This is a genomic window from Alkalimonas sp., assembly GCF_020831925.1.
Taxonomy (GTDB): domain Bacteria; phylum Pseudomonadota; class Gammaproteobacteria; order Enterobacterales; family Alteromonadaceae; genus Alkalimonas.
Genome location: NZ_JAFIFQ010000038.1, coordinates 12,764 through 31,153, shown reverse-complemented (window position 1 = coordinate 31,153; position 18,390 = coordinate 12,764). Strand labels below are relative to the sequence as shown.

Below are 18,390 nucleotides of genomic sequence, written 5' to 3'. Positions count from 1 at the left end.
GCATTCGCTACGGCGAGCGCTTTTTGCACAGCCAGTTGGGCATGTGCCGCCAGCGGGCGCAGCGTTTTGGCAACCAGGCCCTGACCGATGCCATGCTGCAGCATGTTGATGCACTGCAACAGCGCGGTGAAGCCTTACTCGCTGAGCGCGGCGAACTCGCCAGCGGCCACGACTATGTGATTGCCGCCAGCGTGCCGGGCTAGCGACCAGTAGGCTATTGATCCAACCTGGGTGAGACAAGGCACAAACCATGTCTTTTAGTAGCTGGGGTTGCCCGCCCCAAAATGCACACTTCATATGCTATGGTTAGTGGTGCACACCAAACAGGAAGCTTATAAAACCAATACCAAGGAGGTTGTATGTCTTTTACCATCTTTGCGTTGCTACTAAGCACGTCGGCTATCTCGCCCGGTACCGGCACACTCTGGCTGGATGGCGAAGCCCATCCGGTTGAAGTGACCAGTTGCGGCGTGGATACGGAAACGGCCGGTGCTAAGGGGACTTTACCTGATGGCAGCAGCGTTTCCGTGATGTTGCAACGCTGGCCGGGCATGCACGCCTTGTCGGTGGTGTACGACAACGCCCAGTGGGTGCATCGCGGGCCCGAGGGCAGTGAGGACGCCCCGGAACTCAAGCGCTGGGTTGAAGACGGTAAGCTAAAAGCGTCCGGCACTGTCTCGGTGTTTCCGCCTATCCGCCAAGCCAGTATGGAAGTGCGCTTTGAAGGGCGCTGTCCCGGTTAAGGACATCTACGTTTAGCTGCAGTGCTGCTCCAGCGCTGCGCGTAGCTCCGGGCTAAGCGGCAAGGCTTTTTGGCTTTGGTAATCAAAGCGCACCAGCGCTGCTTTGCCTTCGGCGCAGCACTGGCCTTGTTGCCAGGCTTGCTGGGTCACTTCAAACGAGCTGTTGCCAATGCGGCTGATCCAGCTGCGCACTTCCACCTTGCTGCCGTAATGCAGCTGGGCTTTAAAATCCACCGCGATGCTGGCGACGATCAAAGGCCAGCGCTGTAAATCCAACTCCGGGCTAAAAATCTGGAAAATAGGCGTACGGCAGGCTTCAAACCAGACCGCCACCACGGTATTGTTAATATGACCTAACGCATCCGTTTCTGAAAAGCGGGGCTGTATGATTTCTGTGAACATAACACGAGTGTCCGATGACTGATTTTATTGAGGTGTACGATGATGCGCTAAGCCCGGCCTTTTGCCAACAGCTGATCGCTGACTTTGAAAAAAGCGCGCACAAGCAGCCAGGCCGTACCGGAGCCGGAGTGGATCCCAGTAAAAAGATAAGCACCGATCTGTATTTAAACGAGCATGCTGCGTATCAGCAGCAACTGAATACCATTATTGAAGCAACCGCCAGCTGCGCCGAGCAGTACTTTCGCAAGCACCATTTTGCCCTGATTGGCCCAATCGCGCTGACCATCCGCCACCCGCAAACCGGCCAGCCGGTGGCCTTAACGCACGATAACTTTGCCGAGCTTGGCAGCGACAAAGTGGCCGACTACATGCGGGCGCTGTTTCGGATTGGCGCGGTGCAAATGCAAAAATACGATGCCGGCAAAGGCAATTACAATTACTGGCATTCCGAAGTCTATCCACAACAACCGCACAATGAGGCACTGCACCGGGCGCTGTTGTTTATGTTTTACCTGAACGATGTCGACGAAGGCGGCCAGACGGAGTTCTATTATCAAAACAAAAGCATTCAGCCCAAAACCGGCCGCATGGTGATAGCGCCGGCCTATTTTACCCATACCCATCGTGGCTGTATTCCGGTATCCCATGATAAGTACATCCTGACCAGTTGGATTTTATTTCAGCGGGCAGAGCAGCTTTATGGTGCTCCCGGTTAAGGCCGGGACGCTCTTCCTATCCATCAAATTGCTATCGTCGATTTAGGGACTACGGCTTTGTACTACCATTGGCAATAGATCAAACTCTAAAGCAAAACAACATAACAATTCAATTGACAATCATTATCATTAGCAATTAAGATCCTGCCCCAACCAGAATAACAACAGCGCTGACGACTAACTGCGTCACGTTAACGGCAAATCACATCGGTTCTATGGGGTATCACATGTCTGGAGTTAAGCAGTTCACACCAAATAAACTAGCCATGGCTTTGGCGCTAAGCGCTCTGCCATTGACTGCCCTGGCGGGCGAAGCGCTGGATACGGCTGACGATGATGGCGCTCAGCGCTCATCGGCTCCGCGCATCGAAGTCATCCGGGTTCGGGGCAATCAAATGAGCCATGCTCATATCGAAACCGGTACTGTGATTTTAATTAACCGTGAGCAAATCGACGCCATTCAACCACTATCGACCGAAGACGTGCTGCGTCGGGTGCCAGGCATCAACATCAAAGGCGAAGAAGAAACCTCCATTGTCGCCAACTTTGGTCTGCGCGGTTTATCGGCCAGCGAGTCCAAATCGCTGGTACTGGAAGATGGGGTGCCGGTAGCGCCGGGTCTGTTTATCGGCAACGATCGCTACTTCAATCCACGCATTCAGCGCATGGAAGGCGCTGAAATTCTAAAAGGTTCTTCCTCACTGCGTTACGGTCCATCCACCATCGGTGGTGTGGTGAACTTTATTACCAAGACACCGGATGATGGTGTGCAGCTGTCCGGCCGGGTTGGCTCTTTCAATATGCGGGAAGCCAGCATTGAAGCCGGTGGCAAGAATGCCTCGGGTGATGGCTACGCCGGGGTGGTTGCTACCCATGCCAAAAGCGATGGCTTTATGGATAAAGGCTACGCCATGAGCGATGTGATGGTGAAAGCCGGCACCGCCATTGGCGCCAATCAGCGGGTCGGCGTGAAGTTTTCTTACCATGAAAATGACGCCAATATCTCTTACCGTGGCCTGCTACTCGGTGATTATCTGGCTGGTGAACGCTACAACCCGGCGCCGGATGACTGGTATCTGCAAGATCGCAAGGCGTTTGATCTGAACCATGAGTGGACTTTAAGCGACAGCGCTACTTTGAAAACCCTGGTGTACTGGAGCGATGTCAGCCGTGATTACTGGCGCTACAATGTCGATACCGCTGCCTCCAATGCCGCTGGTCGTTGGATCTATACCGATGCTTTGACCGGCAATAACCGTGGTTTTGAGCGCTATGGGGTGGAAACCCGCTTATCGCTGGCGCATCAGCTGGGTGGCATGAGTGCCGATACCGAGTTTGGCTTGCGTGTGATGCGCGAAGAGTCCGACGATCAGCGGATCCGTTCCAACCGTGCGGCGGATCGTACCGGTGTGAACGATCGCCATATTGTTGACTCAGCCGACAGCCTTGCTGGCTATGTGCAAAGCCGGATTGAGTTGAGTGATCGGCTGGCGGTGACACCTGGTCTGCGGGTGGAAAGCTACCAGCAAAAGCGGGTAGTGCTGACCCAGGGCAATGCCTCTGCTAAAACCAGCAACACCGAGTTCTTACCAGGCGTGGGGGCGACCTTTGAACTGACGCCTGCGGCTCAGTTGTACGGTGGTGTGTACCGGGCGTTTTCACCTGCCTCTAACGGCGTGGCACTGGATGGCTTGACCGATCAAAACCTGGATGGCGAGCGGGCGACCAATTATGAAATTGGTCTTCGTGGCAGCGAAGGCCCACTAAGTTACGAAATAGCGGCTTTTGCCATGAACTTCAGCAATCAGGTAGTCACTGGCAACAGCGATCCGAACTTATCGCGCTCCAATGCCGGTAAAACCGAGCACAGAGGCATGGAGCTGGCGCTGGCCTATGACTTTGGTGCCGGCTTTAGCCTGGATACCAATGCCACCTGGATCCCAACTTCGAAGTTCAAGACCGGTGAGCACCAGGGCAATCGTCTGCCCTATGCACCGAAATTTATGGCGAATATAGGTCTGAATTACAGTGCCGATAAGCTAAAAGCAGCCTTAACAGCGCACCACCGTGGTGAGCAATACGGCGACCCAAGCAATCAGCTCGCGCTGCCAACCGGTGCTGGTGGTGGGATCTGGGGTGGCTTGTTGCCAGCCTATACCGTGTTGGATCTGACCGCACAGTACAGTGTCAGCAGTGAGTTTACGTTGTTTGGTGCGGTGAAAAACCTGACTGACAAGCAGTACATTGCTGGTCTGCGTCAGGGCATCTATGTCGGCCCGGAACGCTCGTTCGAAGTGGGCTTCCGTTACCGCTTCTAATCTCAATGCACTGGGCTCTTTTGAGCCCGGCAGTTTGACTCTAGCCAGACCTGACCTCGTGTCGGGTCTTTTTTTGCCTTTTCATGACCTTCCGGTCATGGCTGGCTGCCTACAGTTGATAATAGTTATCATTTGCTATTGATCTTCGTAGTAAGAATCATTATCATTTCGTCGCGCTATCGGTGTCCCTTTTGTGGCACCGCCTATAACAACAGGAGAGACGAATGAAAACCTTCCGCCGCAGCGCTGTTGCTGCCCTTGTCGTATCTGCGATACAACTGCCGGCCCTGGCTGGTGTGACCCTGGACATGCCTGAGTACGATGGTGAAGTCATCGTTGTTACTGCCACTGGTTATGAGCAGATGCTGATTGAGGCTCCAGCCAGCATCAGTGTGATCACGCGCGAAGAGTTGGCAAGAAAACGCTTTGCCAGCATTGCTGAAGCATTAGCGGATGTGGAAGGGGTTGATATTGGCCAAAGCGTGGATAAAACCGGTGGTTTGAGTATTAGCATTCGCGGTATGCCCAGCAGCTATACCCTGATTTTGATTGATGGCCGACGTCAGAATGCAGCAGGTGATGTAACACCAAATGGCTTTGGTGGCACCTCTACCAGTTTTATGCCACCTCTGGCAGCTATCGAGCGCATTGAGGTGATCCGCGGGCCTATGTCTACCTTGTATGGTTCGGATGCGATGGGTGGGGTTGTCAACATTATAACCCGTAAAGTCGGCGAGGAATGGGCTGGAGCGGTTTCATTTAACAATACCTTGCAGCAACACAGTCAGTTCGGTAATAGCAATGGCATGAATTTTTATCTGAATGGTCCTGTGCTGCAAGAGCAGCTTGGTTTGGTACTGCGCGGCAGTGTGGTGAATCGTGCGGCGGCGGATATTCGTTACATCGATGAGGAAGGCGAGGAGATTATTCCCTGGATGGGGGCCAATCCGGTAAAAGCTGACATCTACAACCTGGGCGGTAAACTGAACTGGCAAATCTCAGCGGATCAACTGCTTAGTTTTGATCAGGACCATGTCTGGCAAACCTACGACAACAGCCAGGGGCAGATGGGCACTTTAGGGCCTATGGGCTATGAACCAAAGCAGAAATACAATCGCCGACAAAGCACGCTGGCCTATCAGGGACGCTTTGACTTCGGGGTGGTGGATGCCAGCATCATGCGCAATCTGACTGAAACCCTTGGCCGGATCATTCCGCCGGGCATTGCTGGTGCCGGAGAAGCTCGCACGCTCGAGTCCGATAATACCATTGCAGATCTCAAGTGGGTGACGAGCATCGGTGATCATCAATTATCGATAGGTGGCCAGTGGTGGCGCGCAGAGATGGTTGATGCCGTGGCGCCGGCACCTTTTACACAAACCATGACAGCGGTGTTTCTTGAAGACAACTGGCGTTTTCACGATGATTTTTCGCTGACTTTAGGTGGCCGATACGACCATCACGATGCCTTTGGCAGTCAGTTTAGCCCACGCGTTTATGGTGTCTGGAATCCGGTTGAACGTTGGACCATCAAAGGTGGCGTCAGCCAGGGCTACAAAACGCCCAACGTTGAAATGCTCACAGATGGCATTTATGGCTTCGGTGCTCAGGGCACTTTGCCTTTTGTTGGCAACCCGGATTTGAAGCCAGAAATCAGTACAACCACTGAGCTGAATGTATTTTACGTGGCGGATAGTGGTTTTACGGCCAGTGCCGGTGTCTTTATCAACCGCTTTACCGACAAGCTGGCGCGTGGCACTCCGCGGCCAAATTGCAGCTTTCCGGGCAATGAAGGGCTTGCTGGCTGCATTGATGTTGGCTACTGGCCTAACATTGCGGAGTTCAGTCAAACCGTCAATGTGGATAAAGCAGAAACCCGGGGAGGGGAAGTCTCTTTCCGGATGCCGTTGGCCGAGCAGTGGTCCTGGTTGGTTAATTACACCTATACCGAGAGTGAACAGAAAAGCGGTGTCAGTAAGGGCTTACCGCTCACCAATACGCCCAAGCATATGCTGAACTCCAATCTGCGCTGGCAGTTTGCCGAGCAAGCCAGCCTTTGGTTATCCACCGAATACCGCTCCAAACGCTACCGTGGCGCCGGGGTTGCCTTTAACGCACTGGGAGACTTTAAAGCCTATAGCCTCAGTCATTTAGGGGCCAGTTACCAGATCAGCGAAGCGGTGACTCTGAATGCGGTGATTTACAACTTGCTGGATAAAGACTTTTTACAGTACACCGCTTACGCCAACCCGACCGGAGCGAATCCGAACAACGTTAGCTACAGCAACCTCTATCCGATCAACCAGGAAGGGCGGCGCTTGTGGTTGTCTGCCAACATCCAGTTTTAAGGTCGGGGGATGAAAGCAAGCCTGTTCAACCTGCAGCGTCTGATGCGGACGCTGCATACCTACAGCGCCATGTGGGTGTTGTTGCTGTTGGTATTTTTCTCCATCACCGGCATCACGCTCAACCATCCCAACTGGCAAAGCCAGTGGGGCAGCAGCCAGCAATTGCAACTGCTGACACTGCCGGCTGAACTGCAGCGCGACGCGATGCCAGAAGAGCCGGAGCAGCAGTATTGGTATGCCTGGCAAGTGCAGCAGTGGTTGCAACAACAGCACGGTGTGCAGGCGACGGAGTGGCGTTATCAGTTTGATAGCGATGACGAGCTGCTGGAACTGGAGTTTAAACGTCCGGCAGGCTACGCCATGGCGCTGCTGGATTTTGAGGCGGCAGAGCTGGAACTAGAGCAGGTGTTTGCCGGTTACCTGGCGCTGGCCAACGATCTGCACAAAGGGCGTGATGCCGGTGGGCTTTGGTCCTGGCTGATTGATATCACCGCCATGAGCTGCCTGGTGTTTGCATTAACCGGTTTTTATTTGCTGTTGAAGTCGCAGTCGATGCGGGCTATCGGCAATACGCTGGCCTTGCTTGGTGGCATGGCCGGCATTCTGATTTACCTGATGTCTTTGCACATTTGATGAAGAAACTAATGAAGGGAGTTTGTATGCGTTTACTGTTGATACCTGTTGCATGGTTGCTTGGTTTTGGCTTGCTGGCCCCGGCCAGCAAAGCGCAGGAGCTGACCATCTCACTGGAGCTGCCGGTGATTGAAACCGCGCAGTACTACCGGCCTTATGTCGCGGTCTGGGTGGAGGATGAAGCTCAGCAATCGGTGCGGCTGATTGCGCTTTGGCGCAAAGAGCCGGACTGGCTGAAAGACATTCGCCGTTTCTGGCGCAAAATTGGCCGCAGTGAGACTGAGCTGGTCGATGCGCGTACCGGAGCCACCCGCACGCCTGGGCGTTACCAACTGAGTTGGGATGGGCTGGATGATGCTGGCAAGCCGGTACCTGCCGGGCAGTACACCCTGCTGGTTGAAGCCTCCCGTGAACAAGGCGGCCGTAGTCTGCAGCGCCAGAGTTTCCAGTGGGGCGGTGCAGCCCAGCACTACAGCCAGGCCGCGATGCCGGAATTGGGCGAGCTGAAAATTACCCTCAACTAAAGGACAGTCATCATGAAAAACATCGTTTTAGCAACCTTATTGGCGCTATGCAGCACCGGAGCCGCCGCTCATACCTTATGGGTGTTACCCAGCCATTTTGTGCTGTCGTCGGAAGACAGCTGGATTTCTGTGGATCTGTCTGCTGCCAATATGACCTTTGTGCCGGATCGGGGTATTAGCCCAAATCATCTGGCCATTGTGTTTCCGGATGGCGAGCGCCATGCCTTTGCCCAAAGCTATCAGGGCCGGCGCAAGTCTCAGGCCGATCATCAGTTGACCATGGATGGCACCTACCGCATTGAGTTGGCAGGGCCTGCTCGTTATTTCACGTTTTTCCAGGAGGATGGCCAGCGTCGCCGTATTGCCGCCAATAAGCAGGAACGCTCAGCACAACTGCCAGCCAACGCCAGCGAGGTGCTCACCACCCGAAGTCGTAGCCGGGCACTGAGCTATGTCAGTGTCAATGCGCCGAATCAAACAGCGCTGGCGCTTAGCAATGAAGGCCTGGAGTTGAAACTGCTGACTCATCCGGCCGATGTAGTGGCGACTGAACCAGTGCGTTGGCAGTTTGTGCTGGATGGTAAGCCGGTGGCGGATGTTCAGGTGGAATTATCGCGTGAGGGCGAGCAGTATCGGGATGATGCCGGTCGTGAGCTGCTAAGCTCCGATGCCAATGGCTATCTGGCCTTTACTCCTCAGGTGCCAGGACGTTATGTGCTGGAAGCCAGTGTACAACTGGACAGCACCGATGCGCTGGCCGATAGAGTACGGGAAAGCCTGACCCTGACCTTTGAAGCGGCTTTGCCCTAAGCCGCTGAACGACAATCTTTGAACGATGAACGACGACCTTTTAACGATAGGGTAAGATCATCTTCAGGTGTGGAATATCGTCTTCCAGGTAAGGCTCACTGGCTGACTGGAAGCCGTGTTGCTCATAAAACTGCTGCAGATAACACTGGGCAGAAATATGAATATCCATCCGTGGCCAATGTTGTTTGGCCACGGCGATGGTTTTTTCCACCAATACCTGACCAAGGCCTAACCGCCTGGCGGTTTGCGATACGCAGACCCGACCTACGCCAGGATAGTGATCAAACGCCACGCCCGGGGCCAGTACCCGCGCATACGCAATTACTTTGTCGCCCTTTTTCAGCAGCACGTGCTGAGTTTGCGGATGCAGGTCCCGATCATCCAGTTCCGGGTAAGGGCAATTTTGTTCTACCACAAAGACATCGACACGCAGTTGCAACAGGGCATACAGCGTATAAGTATCCAGTTGCTCAAAAGTCAGCACCTGCCATTGCATGCAGTTTGGCTCCTTGCAGATTATCAATACCGCTTCACTATACCAGAACTGATGAAACAGGTGCGAGCAAAACGCGTGGTTGCTGTCTGCTCGTTTGTTAAAATTTAGCCCCACGCAATTTGATTTCACACTCACAAAAGTCACGAAATAATTAAATTCGTGTTATGGTGCTTTACACCAAGGAAAAACTAGTGTCTGGTTTGTTCGATGAAATTGAAGATCTGTTGGCGGAGAAATAAGCATGGACAAGGGAAAATCGTCAGTAAATACGCTCAGGAAAATCACGAATCTCCGATCCCTGCAAAGCCTGATTCTGACCATTAGAGGCAAACAAGTCATGCTGGATCGAGACCTGGCCGAGCTCTATCAGGTGGATACCAGAGTGCTGAATCAAGCAGTAAAACGAAACATTGTGCGATTTCCGGAATCTTTTCGTTTTCAACTGACCCCTGATGAGGAAGAAAGCTTGAGGTCACAAATTGTGACCTCAAGCCAACATGGCGGGCGACGATATCTGTCCTATGCCTTTACCGAACAAGGCATTGCCATGCTTTCTGCGGTGCTGCGTAGTGATATCGCCATTCAGGTCAGCATTCAGATCATGCAAGCCTTTGTACAAATGCGCAGTTTTTTGCTGAATAATGCTGCCCTGTTTGAACGGCTGGGACAAGTAGAGCAGAAACAACAGCTATCAGATCAACGCATAGATGCCTTATTTCAGGCCATGGAAGCTGCAAGCCTACCAGTAAAACAAGGCATATTTTTTGATGGGCAAGTTTTTGATGCCTATGTGTTTGCTAATAAGCTGATTAAATCGGCGAATGAGCAGATAGTGTTAATCGACAACTATATTGATGAAAGTGTATTAACTATGCTAAGCGAACGCAAATCCAAGGTGCGCGTCACGCTATTGACCAGCAATGTAACAAAAAAACTTGAGCTTGATGTTGATAAACACAATCAGCAATACCCTGGCGTTGAACTTAAACCTTTTAGCAAGTCCCACGACCGCTTCCTGATCATCGACCGACACCAGATTTACCATATTGGCGCATCCCTGAAAGATCTGGGGAAAAAGTGGTTTGCCTTTAGCAAACTGGAACTGGCAGCATTAGACCTGCTACAGCAAGCGGGGGTGAAATGATGGAGCAGGTTTTATATCCATTGCCGGAAGGATGGGAATGGCAGGCCATTAAGGAGGGAGATAAGCCCCAGTCTTAACGGCGGCTGAGGCGCAGCCACGAACCAAAACACTAGGTAAAGGTTCAACCAGCTCCGAAGAGCGTGCGTGTATTGTGGTAGTTGGTTAGCAAAATATCAAGCAATTTGAGACGCACATGGGAACAACTACCGTTTACTGACAGCTGCCCATCACTTTAGCCTCCCGCCTGCAACGCACTCAGCGCCACAGCTCCGACAGCGGGGTGTCCGGGCTGAAACGATCGGCGATTTGGGCCTGCAGTAACTCGGCGCAGGCCAGCGCGTCGGTTACGGCATCATGTGGCCGGTAATCCGGCAGACCATAGCGCCGCCGACTATCCGCCAGCCGGATCGAGACCGGCTCACGGCCCAATAGTTTATCCAGCAGACTGGGTGGTCTGGCCCGGTGCAGCCGTGCTTCCAGCTCCATGGTATCAATCAGCGGGAACTCAATGCCTTCGTTTAGCCTATCCAGCAAGGTGGCGGTTAAAAAAGGGCGTTCGATGCCACGAAAATGCACCACAACCACCTTGCCGGCCATCTGCTGCAACAGCTCTGGCAAAATATCGGTGATATCCGGGGCGGCTTCGATGGCGCTGTGGGTAATACCATGCACCACCACCGATTGGCCAGTCAGCGCAAACTTGGGCTTGACCAGCCAGTGGCGGGCCTGGCTGCTGTGGATGCGCTGCAGGCTCATCGGCACGGTGCCGATGCTGAGGATGCCATCGCGGCCAGGCTCAAAGCCGGTGGTTTCAAAATCCATTGCCAGCAGCGGCGTATCGGCTATGCGGGTATCTCCCGCCGGGATGCCAGCCTGGTAATACTGCTGCAGGGCCGGGTGTTGGGCCAGCTTGGCTAAGCTGGCAAAGTGCTTTGGCCAGTCAGTCACAGCCGGATCGCCGGGCAGACGACGTTGCTTATGTTTGGGCGGGCCCAGATACAGCATCTTAGCTCCGGTTGCCCTGATAGCGAAACTTCAGGTATTTTTGGGCGTTGCTCAGCACCTGAAACGCTTCTTTTAAATTACGCCGCTCAAAATCCGACAGCCGCTCTGGTGCCAGCTGGTTATCCGGCTCTTCACCGGCTTCCAGTGCCAGCGCCTGGTGGCGAATTCGGGCCATGGCGATGACTTCCAGCGCATCGCGTAAATCCTCGCCTCGACCCGGTGGTAGCAGCTTGGCCTTGATGATGGCTCTGAGCCGGGCAAAGGAGTTGCTTTCGCTGCAGCCAATCGCCAGTGCATGCACCCGAATCAGATCGGCCACCGGCGCCGTGCCACGCCGTTTAATATTCAGCGAATTATTCTGCCGGCCATCGTTTTCCATGACAAAATCTTTGAAAAAGCCAAGTGGTGGCGTGCGCTGCAGCGCATTGCGTGCCATCGAGGCCAGGAACAGCGGATGTTTGGGCGCCAGTTGGGCAATGGTGCGGTTTAACTGTTCGGCCCATTCTGTCTGGCCCCAGACGCCGGCCAGATCAAAGAAAATAGAACTGTGCAGCAAGCGTTCGGCGCTCGGCGCGGTGATCCAGTCGCGAAAATACTGCTGCCATACCCGCAGCGGCTGACGCCATTTGGGGTTGGTGGCCATAATCTCGCCAGTGCAATAGGCATAGCCACAGGCATCCAAACCATCACAGACAAATTGAGCTAATTGCTGAAAATAAGTATCGTGCTGCTCTGGTACAAAATCATCGTGCAAAATCAGCGCATTGTCCTGATCGGTCACTATCAGCTGCTCCTCCCGTGCCATCGAGCCGAGTGCCAAAAAACAATAGGGAACCGGCGGTGGGCCAAGTTCCGCTTCTGCCTGTTCTAACAAGCGCTGTTTAAAGCTGCGGCCAATCACCGCCATGGCACTGCCAATCATATGGGAGTTGGCATCTTCGTTCACCATGCGGACAAAGCAGGCGCGTACATCCGGCACCAGTGCCGCCAGCTCGCTGACCGACTGCTGGCGAAAAATGCTGCTGACCACAAAGAGACTGTTTTTCGACTCGTATCGAATAATGTCGGATATGGCAATGACGCCGAGCGGCTGGCCTTGTTGCAACACCGGCAGGTGATGCACATTGTGGCGCAGCATCAACAGCATGGCTTCAAACACAAACTGATGATGCGAAATGCTGATAAGCTCCGTGGTCATGATGTCACGTACCGGGGTCTCAAACGGCAAACCCGGTGCCACCAAGCGGTTACGCAGGTCACGGTCGGTCAGGATACCGACCATGTGCTGCTCTGCCATCACCAGCAAAGAAGAGACGCCGGCGGCTTGCATTGCCATGGCGGCGTCACGGGTGCTGCTGTCAATGTCCAGCATTACAGGTGCGCGGCTTACCAGAGTACTGACTTTGGATGTCATCAGTTCGTTGGCATCGGCGCGGCGGTTCGGGGTGTTTTTACGCCGCTCTTCATCGCTGATTTCGACATAATCGGCAAAAAAGTCGCTGTGCTCACAGAGTTGATCAAAGCGATCGGCCGGGATCAAATACAGCAGGCTGTCTTCCAGTGCTGTAGCCGGAAAACGCACTTTGCGCTTTCGCAGCAGGCCTTGCTCGGCAAAGAGCCCGCCTTCACTCAGTCGGTTGTACAGCTCGCCAGTGCGGCGGAAGGTTTCCACTGCACCGCTGCGGATCACATAAAGCGCATCCAGCGGCTGGTCAAACTGCAGAATGGGGCTGCCTGCTTTGAAGTAGCAGACATCGGTGTCGCTGGCGACTTGCTGCAGCAAGTCATCCGGTAACTCTTTAAATGGCGAGTGCCGTTTCAGAAACTCCAGAATTTCAATCTGCTCAATCTGCATAGTCACGGGCTCTGATGAATGGCTTAGGCACTGACATCATAGAGTGGGAACCTGCCTGGCTGCAATCAGATCGGGGTGAACATTGGCCCCGATCGGATTTAGTGCCAGCTTATCCGGTGACTTTGCCAGGACGGGGCTCGGACATCAGCCCTTTCACCACGGCGACGCAAGCTACCAGCAAGACGATGGTAAAGGGGAAGCCGGTCGATACCGCCATCGCTTGCAAGGCCACCAGACCGCCCCCCAGGATCAGCGCTATGGCAACCAGCCCCTCGAAAGTACACCAGAATACCCGCTGTGGGGTTGGCGCATTGACTTTGCCGCCAGCGGCGATGGTATCGATCACCAAAGAGCCGGAATCAGACGAGGTGATAAAGAACACCACCACCAGAATAATGGCAATAAAGGAGGTGACCTGTGCCCAGGGCATAAAGTCCAGCATACTGAACAGCTGCAAGGGTAAATCGGCCGAGGCAGCGGCGTCATAACCATGATCGACCACTTGTCGGATGGCCGTGCCGCCAAACACCGACATCCAGAGCACACAAGCCAGCGAAGGGATCAGCAAGACCGACACTAAGAACTCACGCACACTTCGACCACGGGAAACCCGCGCGATAAACATGCCGACAAAAGGCGACCAGGAAATCCACCAGGCCCAGTAAAAGGCCGTCCAGCCCTGGGAGAAGTTGGCATCTTCTCGGCCAATCGGGTTGGCCAGTGCCGGCAGATGTTGCAGGTAAGCGGCCAGGTTACTGACAAAGCCGGTCAGGATAGCGATGGTTGGTCCAACGATAATCACAAACAGCATCAGCAGCGCTGCCAGCGTCATATTGATTTCTGATAAACGCTTCACGCCGGCCTCAAGGCCAGCCAGCACCGACACCAGGGCGATCAGGGTGATGCCAATCACCAACAGCACCTGCATGGCGGTGTCCTGCGGTAGACCAAACAGATAGTTCAGGCCAGCACTGGCCTGGGATGCACCAAGGCCTAGCGATGTGGCCAGGCCAAACAAGGTAGCAAAGACCGCCAGAATATCAATGACATGACCAGGCCAGCCCCAGACCCGCTCACCCAGCAGCGGGTAAAAGACCGACCGCATGGTCAGTGGCAAACCTTTGTTAAAGGAGAACAGCGCCAGCCCAAGCGCCAGCACCGCATAGATAGCCCAGGGGTGCAGGGCCCAGTGGTAGATGGTAGCGGCCATGCCTAACCGCTCGGCCGCAGCGGCATCGCCACCAGTCCCGGCCAGTGGTGCCCAGTCGGTTCGCACACCATCCTCAAAGCTGGTGCCGCCATAGGCGCTGCTAAAATGTGCCAAAGGCTCCGATACGCCATAAAACATAAGGCCTATGCCCATACCTGCGGCAAACAACATCGAGAACCAGCCAAGGTAGCCAAAGTCCGGTGTGGCTTCGGTACCGCCAAGCCGAACTTTACCTAAGGGAGAGACAATCAACACCAGGCACAGCAGCACAAATACATTGGCTGCGCTGATAAAGAACCAGTCCAGGTTGGAGGTGAGCCAGCCACGCAAACTGGAAAAAAAAGGCTCTGCCTGGCTATGAAACACGATGGTCAGCAGCACAAACACAATCACCGACAGGCCGGAGATTAAAAATACCCGGTTGTGGATATCCAGGCCAAAGGGGCCGACTTTGACGACGATGTTGTCCTGACCTATCTGATAGTCGGTATCAATTGGGTTGACTTCGCCATCCGGCTTCATTGGGTCGCTTGGATCTGCCATTGCTACTTCTCCCGGGTTGTTATTTTTTGTTGCAGTGTTAAAGCGCGAAGGCCTGAAACAGGCCTTCGTTGGGCAGGCTAGAAATAATAGCCAATATTGATATTAAAGCGTCGTTCGGTCTCGTTGCTGTCGCCGACAGCTGAGCCACCAACGAAAGGCTGGTTGCGGGCATGCACCAAATCGAAATAGGTAAAGAAGCCGCCAGCCGCCACCGAGAAGCCGGTGACATTCATCCAGGTATCGGCGGTATTGTCCGATTTATCGTAGATAAGGCCGTAATTGTTGTAAAACTGCATCCAGGTGACTGGCCCCCATTCCAGCGGCAGGCTGTAGGCCAGGTTGACAGTGCTGGTTTTGGCTTTGGCCGCGATGCTGTCATAAAAAGCGTAGGCACCGACCGCCATCCGGTCCATGCCATCGACATTGTAGCGATACTCCCCATGCTGCAACTGCAGGTTCCAGCGGTCAAAGTGACTGTTCAAATGCAGCGCCCAGGCGTTGTAGTCGCCAGCCCGGCGCAGGCCATCGTGCAAACCGCCCGCAAGGGCGGAGACACCCAGCTCAGTAGTAAAACCTTCGCGGTGCTCAAAATGGTAGGCAAAACGGCCGGACAGGGTATTGTACTCACCCAGAGGTTGAGCCGGATCGTCGTAGATGCCATCGCCAGGTAAGCGGAAACCCACTACATCGTACGAGTAGCGATCGGCCCGGCTGCTGACATAGCCATCGACGCCGCCCAGCTCATCGTTTTTGAAAAAAGCCAGATCCAGTTGCCAGTTGTCTTTCATGCGGCGTTTAAACAGGATGCCTAAATCGTGGTCGTCCTCCAACCCAATGTAGTAGTTGGTGCTGAAAAACCAGTTGTGCGAGTTATAAGGCCAGTTGCCAAAGGGCACCTGAGTAATACCGGCCTGGACTTGCCAGTCTTCGTTCAGTTGATAGCCAACATAGGCGTATTTAACCGCGGTCATGTAATCGAAAAAGCGGATTTCGGCATTCAGCAGCACATCACCGATGCTGCCGTGTAAATTAAAGCGGAAAATATCAAAGGCAAAATCGCCGCCGCGATTTTTATTGCCATCGTTGTAGGAGGTGTGGCTGTAGTTGGTGCGAATGGCACCGCCCAGCGAGATACCATCACTGCTTTCTTTGGCAGGCTCCATACTGGCCAGGGTAGAGGTTACTTCGGTACTGCTTTGCTCCACACTTTCTATGCTTTGCTGCTGGACGGTCAGTTGTTGCTCCTGCTGCTCAATTTTTTGCTCCAGCAGGTTGAGTTGCTGTTTTAACAGCTCCAGTTGCTGGCGCAGTTCATCCAGCTCGGAAGCGTGCAGTGTGAGAGGGCTAAATACAAGGGCGAGACAAAGCGCCAGGCGACTTTTGCAGTGCATGGGTTTACCTGTTTGATCTGAATAAAGATTTGTAAAAAAGATCATAGCTTAAATCTGGCGGGAACCCAAATTTGCCGCATAATTAACAAGGCCTTTGTTGTTTACATTAACTTGGAAGATCGTCATGTCGACTTTTGCCTTTAAAACCATGCGTAGCCAAATTTCAGTGATAGCGGGAAGCTGCCTGATCCTGGCAGTTGCCGCCAGTATTGGCTTGGGCGTGTTGCTGTCGCACCAGCTGTTTCAGTTTAATCGTACCAGCAGTACGGCGCTCTTTCAGCAGGAAGTGGAGCGATCCCTGAGTAATCAGTTGCAGGTGAGGGCAGATGAAATTGAGCAAGTGATTATGCAGTCGTTGGGGGTGGCGCAGGGGTTGGCGGATACCATGCAGTCGTTGATTGGTTCCGGTGCGATGGAACAGCTGAGCAGGGAGCATATCAGTGAGTTGGTGCATACGGCGATGTTAAATAATCGACAAGCAGTGGGTGCTTACATTGTTTGGGAGCCGAATGCGGTGGATGGCCGTGATGCTGAATTTCGCGGGGAAGGCCGTCACTCGACCGATGACGGTCAGTTTGGGCCTTACTGGACCCGCGATCAACGCAATCAATTAGATCTCCGGCCGGTGACCACCACGGATTTGTACAGTGAAACGCGGGATGCACAAGGCATGCGCCTGAATGAATGGTATCTGTGTTCGCGCGACAAGCAAGGATCCTGCGTGATTGACCCTGCGGTCTGGGATATACAGGGTGTTCCCACTCTGATGACCTCCATTGTTCATCCGGTGCTGATCAACAATCGTTTTGTTGGTATGGGTGGCGTGGATATTTCGATGGCCTTTTTGCGGCAATTGCTGGCTGAGCTGGACCGTGAACTGTATCAGGGCGAGGGTGACTTACGCATTATTTCTTACCGCGGTTTTTTGGTCGGCAGCACCCAAAGTCAGCAAGGGGTGGGTGAGCCTTTAGCCAGCCATGAATGGCAGCAGTTGCAACCACTGGTTCGATCCAGCACTGCCAGCTTCCGCCAGCAGGGAGACGACTTTGTCGTGACTGTGCCTATTGCGCTTAGTACCTTTGAAACGCCTTGGCTACTGGAATACCGGGTGCCTACTTCGATTGCTTTGGCTGACATGGTGCAATTGAACGATACCTTAAGCAGCCGATTTAACCAGAGCTTATTCTGGCAGGTGTTGCTGGGTATTGCCGTGGCTCTGGCCGGTGCCGGGGTACTTTATATGGTGGCTGGTCGTCTGGCAAAACCTTTGCAGCAATTGACGGCTATGGTCGATAACCTGGCCCAGTCGGATGGCGATTTAACGCAGCGCATTGGTTTAAAGCGGCATGATGAAATTGGCCATTTGGCCAAGGCTTTGGATCTGTTTTTGGATAAAACCCATCAGATAGTGCGCGATACCGCCCAGCTGGTGCAGAAGCTGCAGGGTTCTTCGACGGCCAGTGCCGATATTTCGCAGCGTACCCATCAGGAGGTTGCCCAGCAGCAACGCTCCATTGAGCAGGTGGCAACTGCTGTGACCGAAATGTCGAGCACAGCATCGGAAGTAGCGTCCCAGGCGTCCTTAACGGCCGAGTCGGCGCAGCAGGCTGCAGGTGCTGTGCAACAAGGTGATCAGGCGGTGGTCGGTACTGCCCGGGTGATCGGTGAGCTGGCCGACAGCATGCAGCAAGCTGGCGCCATGATGAGTCAACTGGAGCAAGCCAGTACCAGCATCAACAGCATTGTGGAAGTGATCCGCAATATTTCCGAGCAAACCAACTTGCTGGCGCTGAATGCCGCCATTGAAGCGGCCCGTGCCGGTGAGCAGGGCCGGGGCTTTGCCGTGGTGGCCGATGAAGTTCGAAGCTTAGCATCCAGAACTCAGCAGTCGACCGGTGAAATTCAAAGCCTGATTGGTGAGCTCACCGGCAAAACTCAGGCTGTGGTTGAAGCCATGCAGCAAAATCAGCAAATGACGGAGCAGACCCGGCAGCATGCCGATGAAGCCCAGCAAAAGTTGAAGCAGGCGATAGAGGCCACCCATCGTATCAGCGATGCGGCTACTCAGATTGCCAGTGCGGCGGAAGAACAAAGCGTGGTGAGTGAAGATATCAGCAAAAATGTGGTAGAAATCAGCACGGCTGTCGCCAGCTTAAGTCAGGCCGCAACCGATGCAGCTGAGCAAAGCCAGCTGATTGCGGCCATAGCGCAGGATATTGATGCCCAGGTCAGCCGCTTTAAGTATTAAGCAG

Annotated in this window: 15 protein-coding genes and 1 pseudogene; 10 read left to right on the top strand and 6 right to left on the bottom strand. The window is 53.9% G+C overall.

From position 1 onward, the window contains the following. Window positions 1–203, top strand: a pseudogene (locus JJU14_RS12040) (class I SAM-dependent methyltransferase); the annotation flags it as partial. A 156-nt stretch (window positions 204–359) separates the two neighbouring features. Continuing rightward, window positions 360–743, top strand: coding sequence for a hypothetical protein (locus tag JJU14_RS12035; protein WP_228613863.1), 384 nt, complete (start codon window positions 360–362; stop codon window positions 741–743). A 12-nt stretch (window positions 744–755) separates the two neighbouring features. On the opposite strand, the gene JJU14_RS12030 is transcribed toward JJU14_RS12035, so the two are convergent. Then, window positions 756–1,145 (bottom strand): thioesterase family protein, encoded by a 390-nt coding sequence (locus tag JJU14_RS12030; RefSeq protein WP_228613861.1) that lies wholly within the window; start codon window positions 1,143–1,145, stop codon window positions 756–758. A gap of 14 nt (window positions 1,146–1,159) precedes the next feature. On the opposite strand from JJU14_RS12030, the gene JJU14_RS12025 reads away from it, so the two are divergent. The 6 genes from JJU14_RS12025 to JJU14_RS12000 all read left to right on the top strand — a co-directional run bounded on the left by JJU14_RS12025 (window position 1,160) and on the right by JJU14_RS12000 (window position 8,494). Then, window positions 1,160–1,861 carry a 2OG-Fe(II) oxygenase gene (locus JJU14_RS12025; protein WP_228613859.1) on the top strand — a complete coding sequence of 234 codons (702 nt, stop codon included), beginning with the start codon at window positions 1,160–1,162 and terminating at the stop codon, window positions 1,859–1,861. A gap of 227 nt (window positions 1,862–2,088) precedes the next feature. Then, window positions 2,089–4,179 carry a TonB-dependent receptor gene (locus JJU14_RS12020; RefSeq protein ID WP_228613857.1) on the top strand — a complete coding sequence of 697 codons (2,091 nt, stop codon included), beginning with the start codon at window positions 2,089–2,091 and terminating at the stop codon, window positions 4,177–4,179. Between the two features lie 224 nt (window positions 4,180–4,403). Then, window positions 4,404–6,527: a TonB-dependent receptor gene (locus JJU14_RS12015; RefSeq protein ID WP_228613855.1), complete on the top strand. Its 2,124-nt coding sequence runs from the start codon at window positions 4,404–4,406 to the stop codon at window positions 6,525–6,527. Between the two features lie 9 nt (window positions 6,528–6,536). Next, window positions 6,537–7,160, top strand: coding sequence for a PepSY-associated TM helix domain-containing protein (locus JJU14_RS12010; protein ID WP_228613853.1), 624 nt, complete (start codon window positions 6,537–6,539; stop codon window positions 7,158–7,160). A gap of 26 nt (window positions 7,161–7,186) precedes the next feature. Continuing rightward, on the top strand, window positions 7,187–7,684 hold the full coding sequence (locus JJU14_RS12005; protein ID WP_228613851.1) for a DUF2271 domain-containing protein: 498 nt from the start codon (window positions 7,187–7,189) through the stop codon (window positions 7,682–7,684). 12 nt (window positions 7,685–7,696) lie between these two features. Further along, a complete protein-coding gene (locus tag JJU14_RS12000) occupies window positions 7,697–8,494 on the top strand; it encodes a DUF4198 domain-containing protein (protein ID WP_228613849.1) in 798 nt (265 codons plus the stop codon). 40 nt (window positions 8,495–8,534) lie between these two features. On the opposite strand, the gene JJU14_RS11995 is transcribed toward JJU14_RS12000, so the two are convergent. After that, complete coding sequence (locus JJU14_RS11995; RefSeq protein ID WP_091345381.1) at window positions 8,535–8,990, bottom strand: GNAT family N-acetyltransferase; 456 nt, start codon at window positions 8,988–8,990, stop codon at window positions 8,535–8,537. 241 nt (window positions 8,991–9,231) lie between these two features. On the opposite strand from JJU14_RS11995, the gene JJU14_RS11990 reads away from it, so the two are divergent. After that, window positions 9,232–10,134: an ORF6N domain-containing protein gene (locus tag JJU14_RS11990; RefSeq protein WP_228613847.1), complete on the top strand. Its 903-nt coding sequence runs from the start codon at window positions 9,232–9,234 to the stop codon at window positions 10,132–10,134. 255 nt (window positions 10,135–10,389) lie between these two features. On the opposite strand, the gene JJU14_RS11985 is transcribed toward JJU14_RS11990, so the two are convergent. The 4 genes from JJU14_RS11985 to JJU14_RS11970 all read right to left on the bottom strand — a co-directional run bounded on the left by JJU14_RS11985 (window position 10,390) and on the right by JJU14_RS11970 (window position 16,138). Next, complete coding sequence (locus JJU14_RS11985) at window positions 10,390–11,139, bottom strand: 3'-5' exonuclease (RefSeq protein WP_228613845.1); 750 nt, start codon at window positions 11,137–11,139, stop codon at window positions 10,390–10,392. Between the two features lies 1 nt (window position 11,140). Beyond that, complete coding sequence (locus JJU14_RS11980; protein ID WP_228613868.1) at window positions 11,141–12,994, bottom strand: DUF294 nucleotidyltransferase-like domain-containing protein; 1,854 nt, start codon at window positions 12,992–12,994, stop codon at window positions 11,141–11,143. Window positions 12,995–13,103: 109 nt separating this feature from the next. Continuing rightward, on the bottom strand, window positions 13,104–14,747 hold the full coding sequence (locus JJU14_RS11975) for a BCCT family transporter (RefSeq protein WP_228613843.1): 1,644 nt from the start codon (window positions 14,745–14,747) through the stop codon (window positions 13,104–13,106). Between the two features lie 77 nt (window positions 14,748–14,824). After that, on the bottom strand, window positions 14,825–16,138 hold the full coding sequence (locus tag JJU14_RS11970) for a porin (RefSeq protein ID WP_228613841.1): 1,314 nt from the start codon (window positions 16,136–16,138) through the stop codon (window positions 14,825–14,827). Window positions 16,139–16,262: 124 nt separating this feature from the next. Between JJU14_RS11970 and JJU14_RS11965 the strand changes: the two genes are divergently transcribed. After that, the gene (locus JJU14_RS11965; protein WP_228613839.1) at window positions 16,263–18,386 is read left to right on the top strand and encodes a methyl-accepting chemotaxis protein; all 2,124 of its coding nucleotides are present in this window, start codon (window positions 16,263–16,265) and stop codon (window positions 18,384–18,386) included. The last annotated feature ends 4 nt before the right edge of the window (window positions 18,387–18,390 follow it).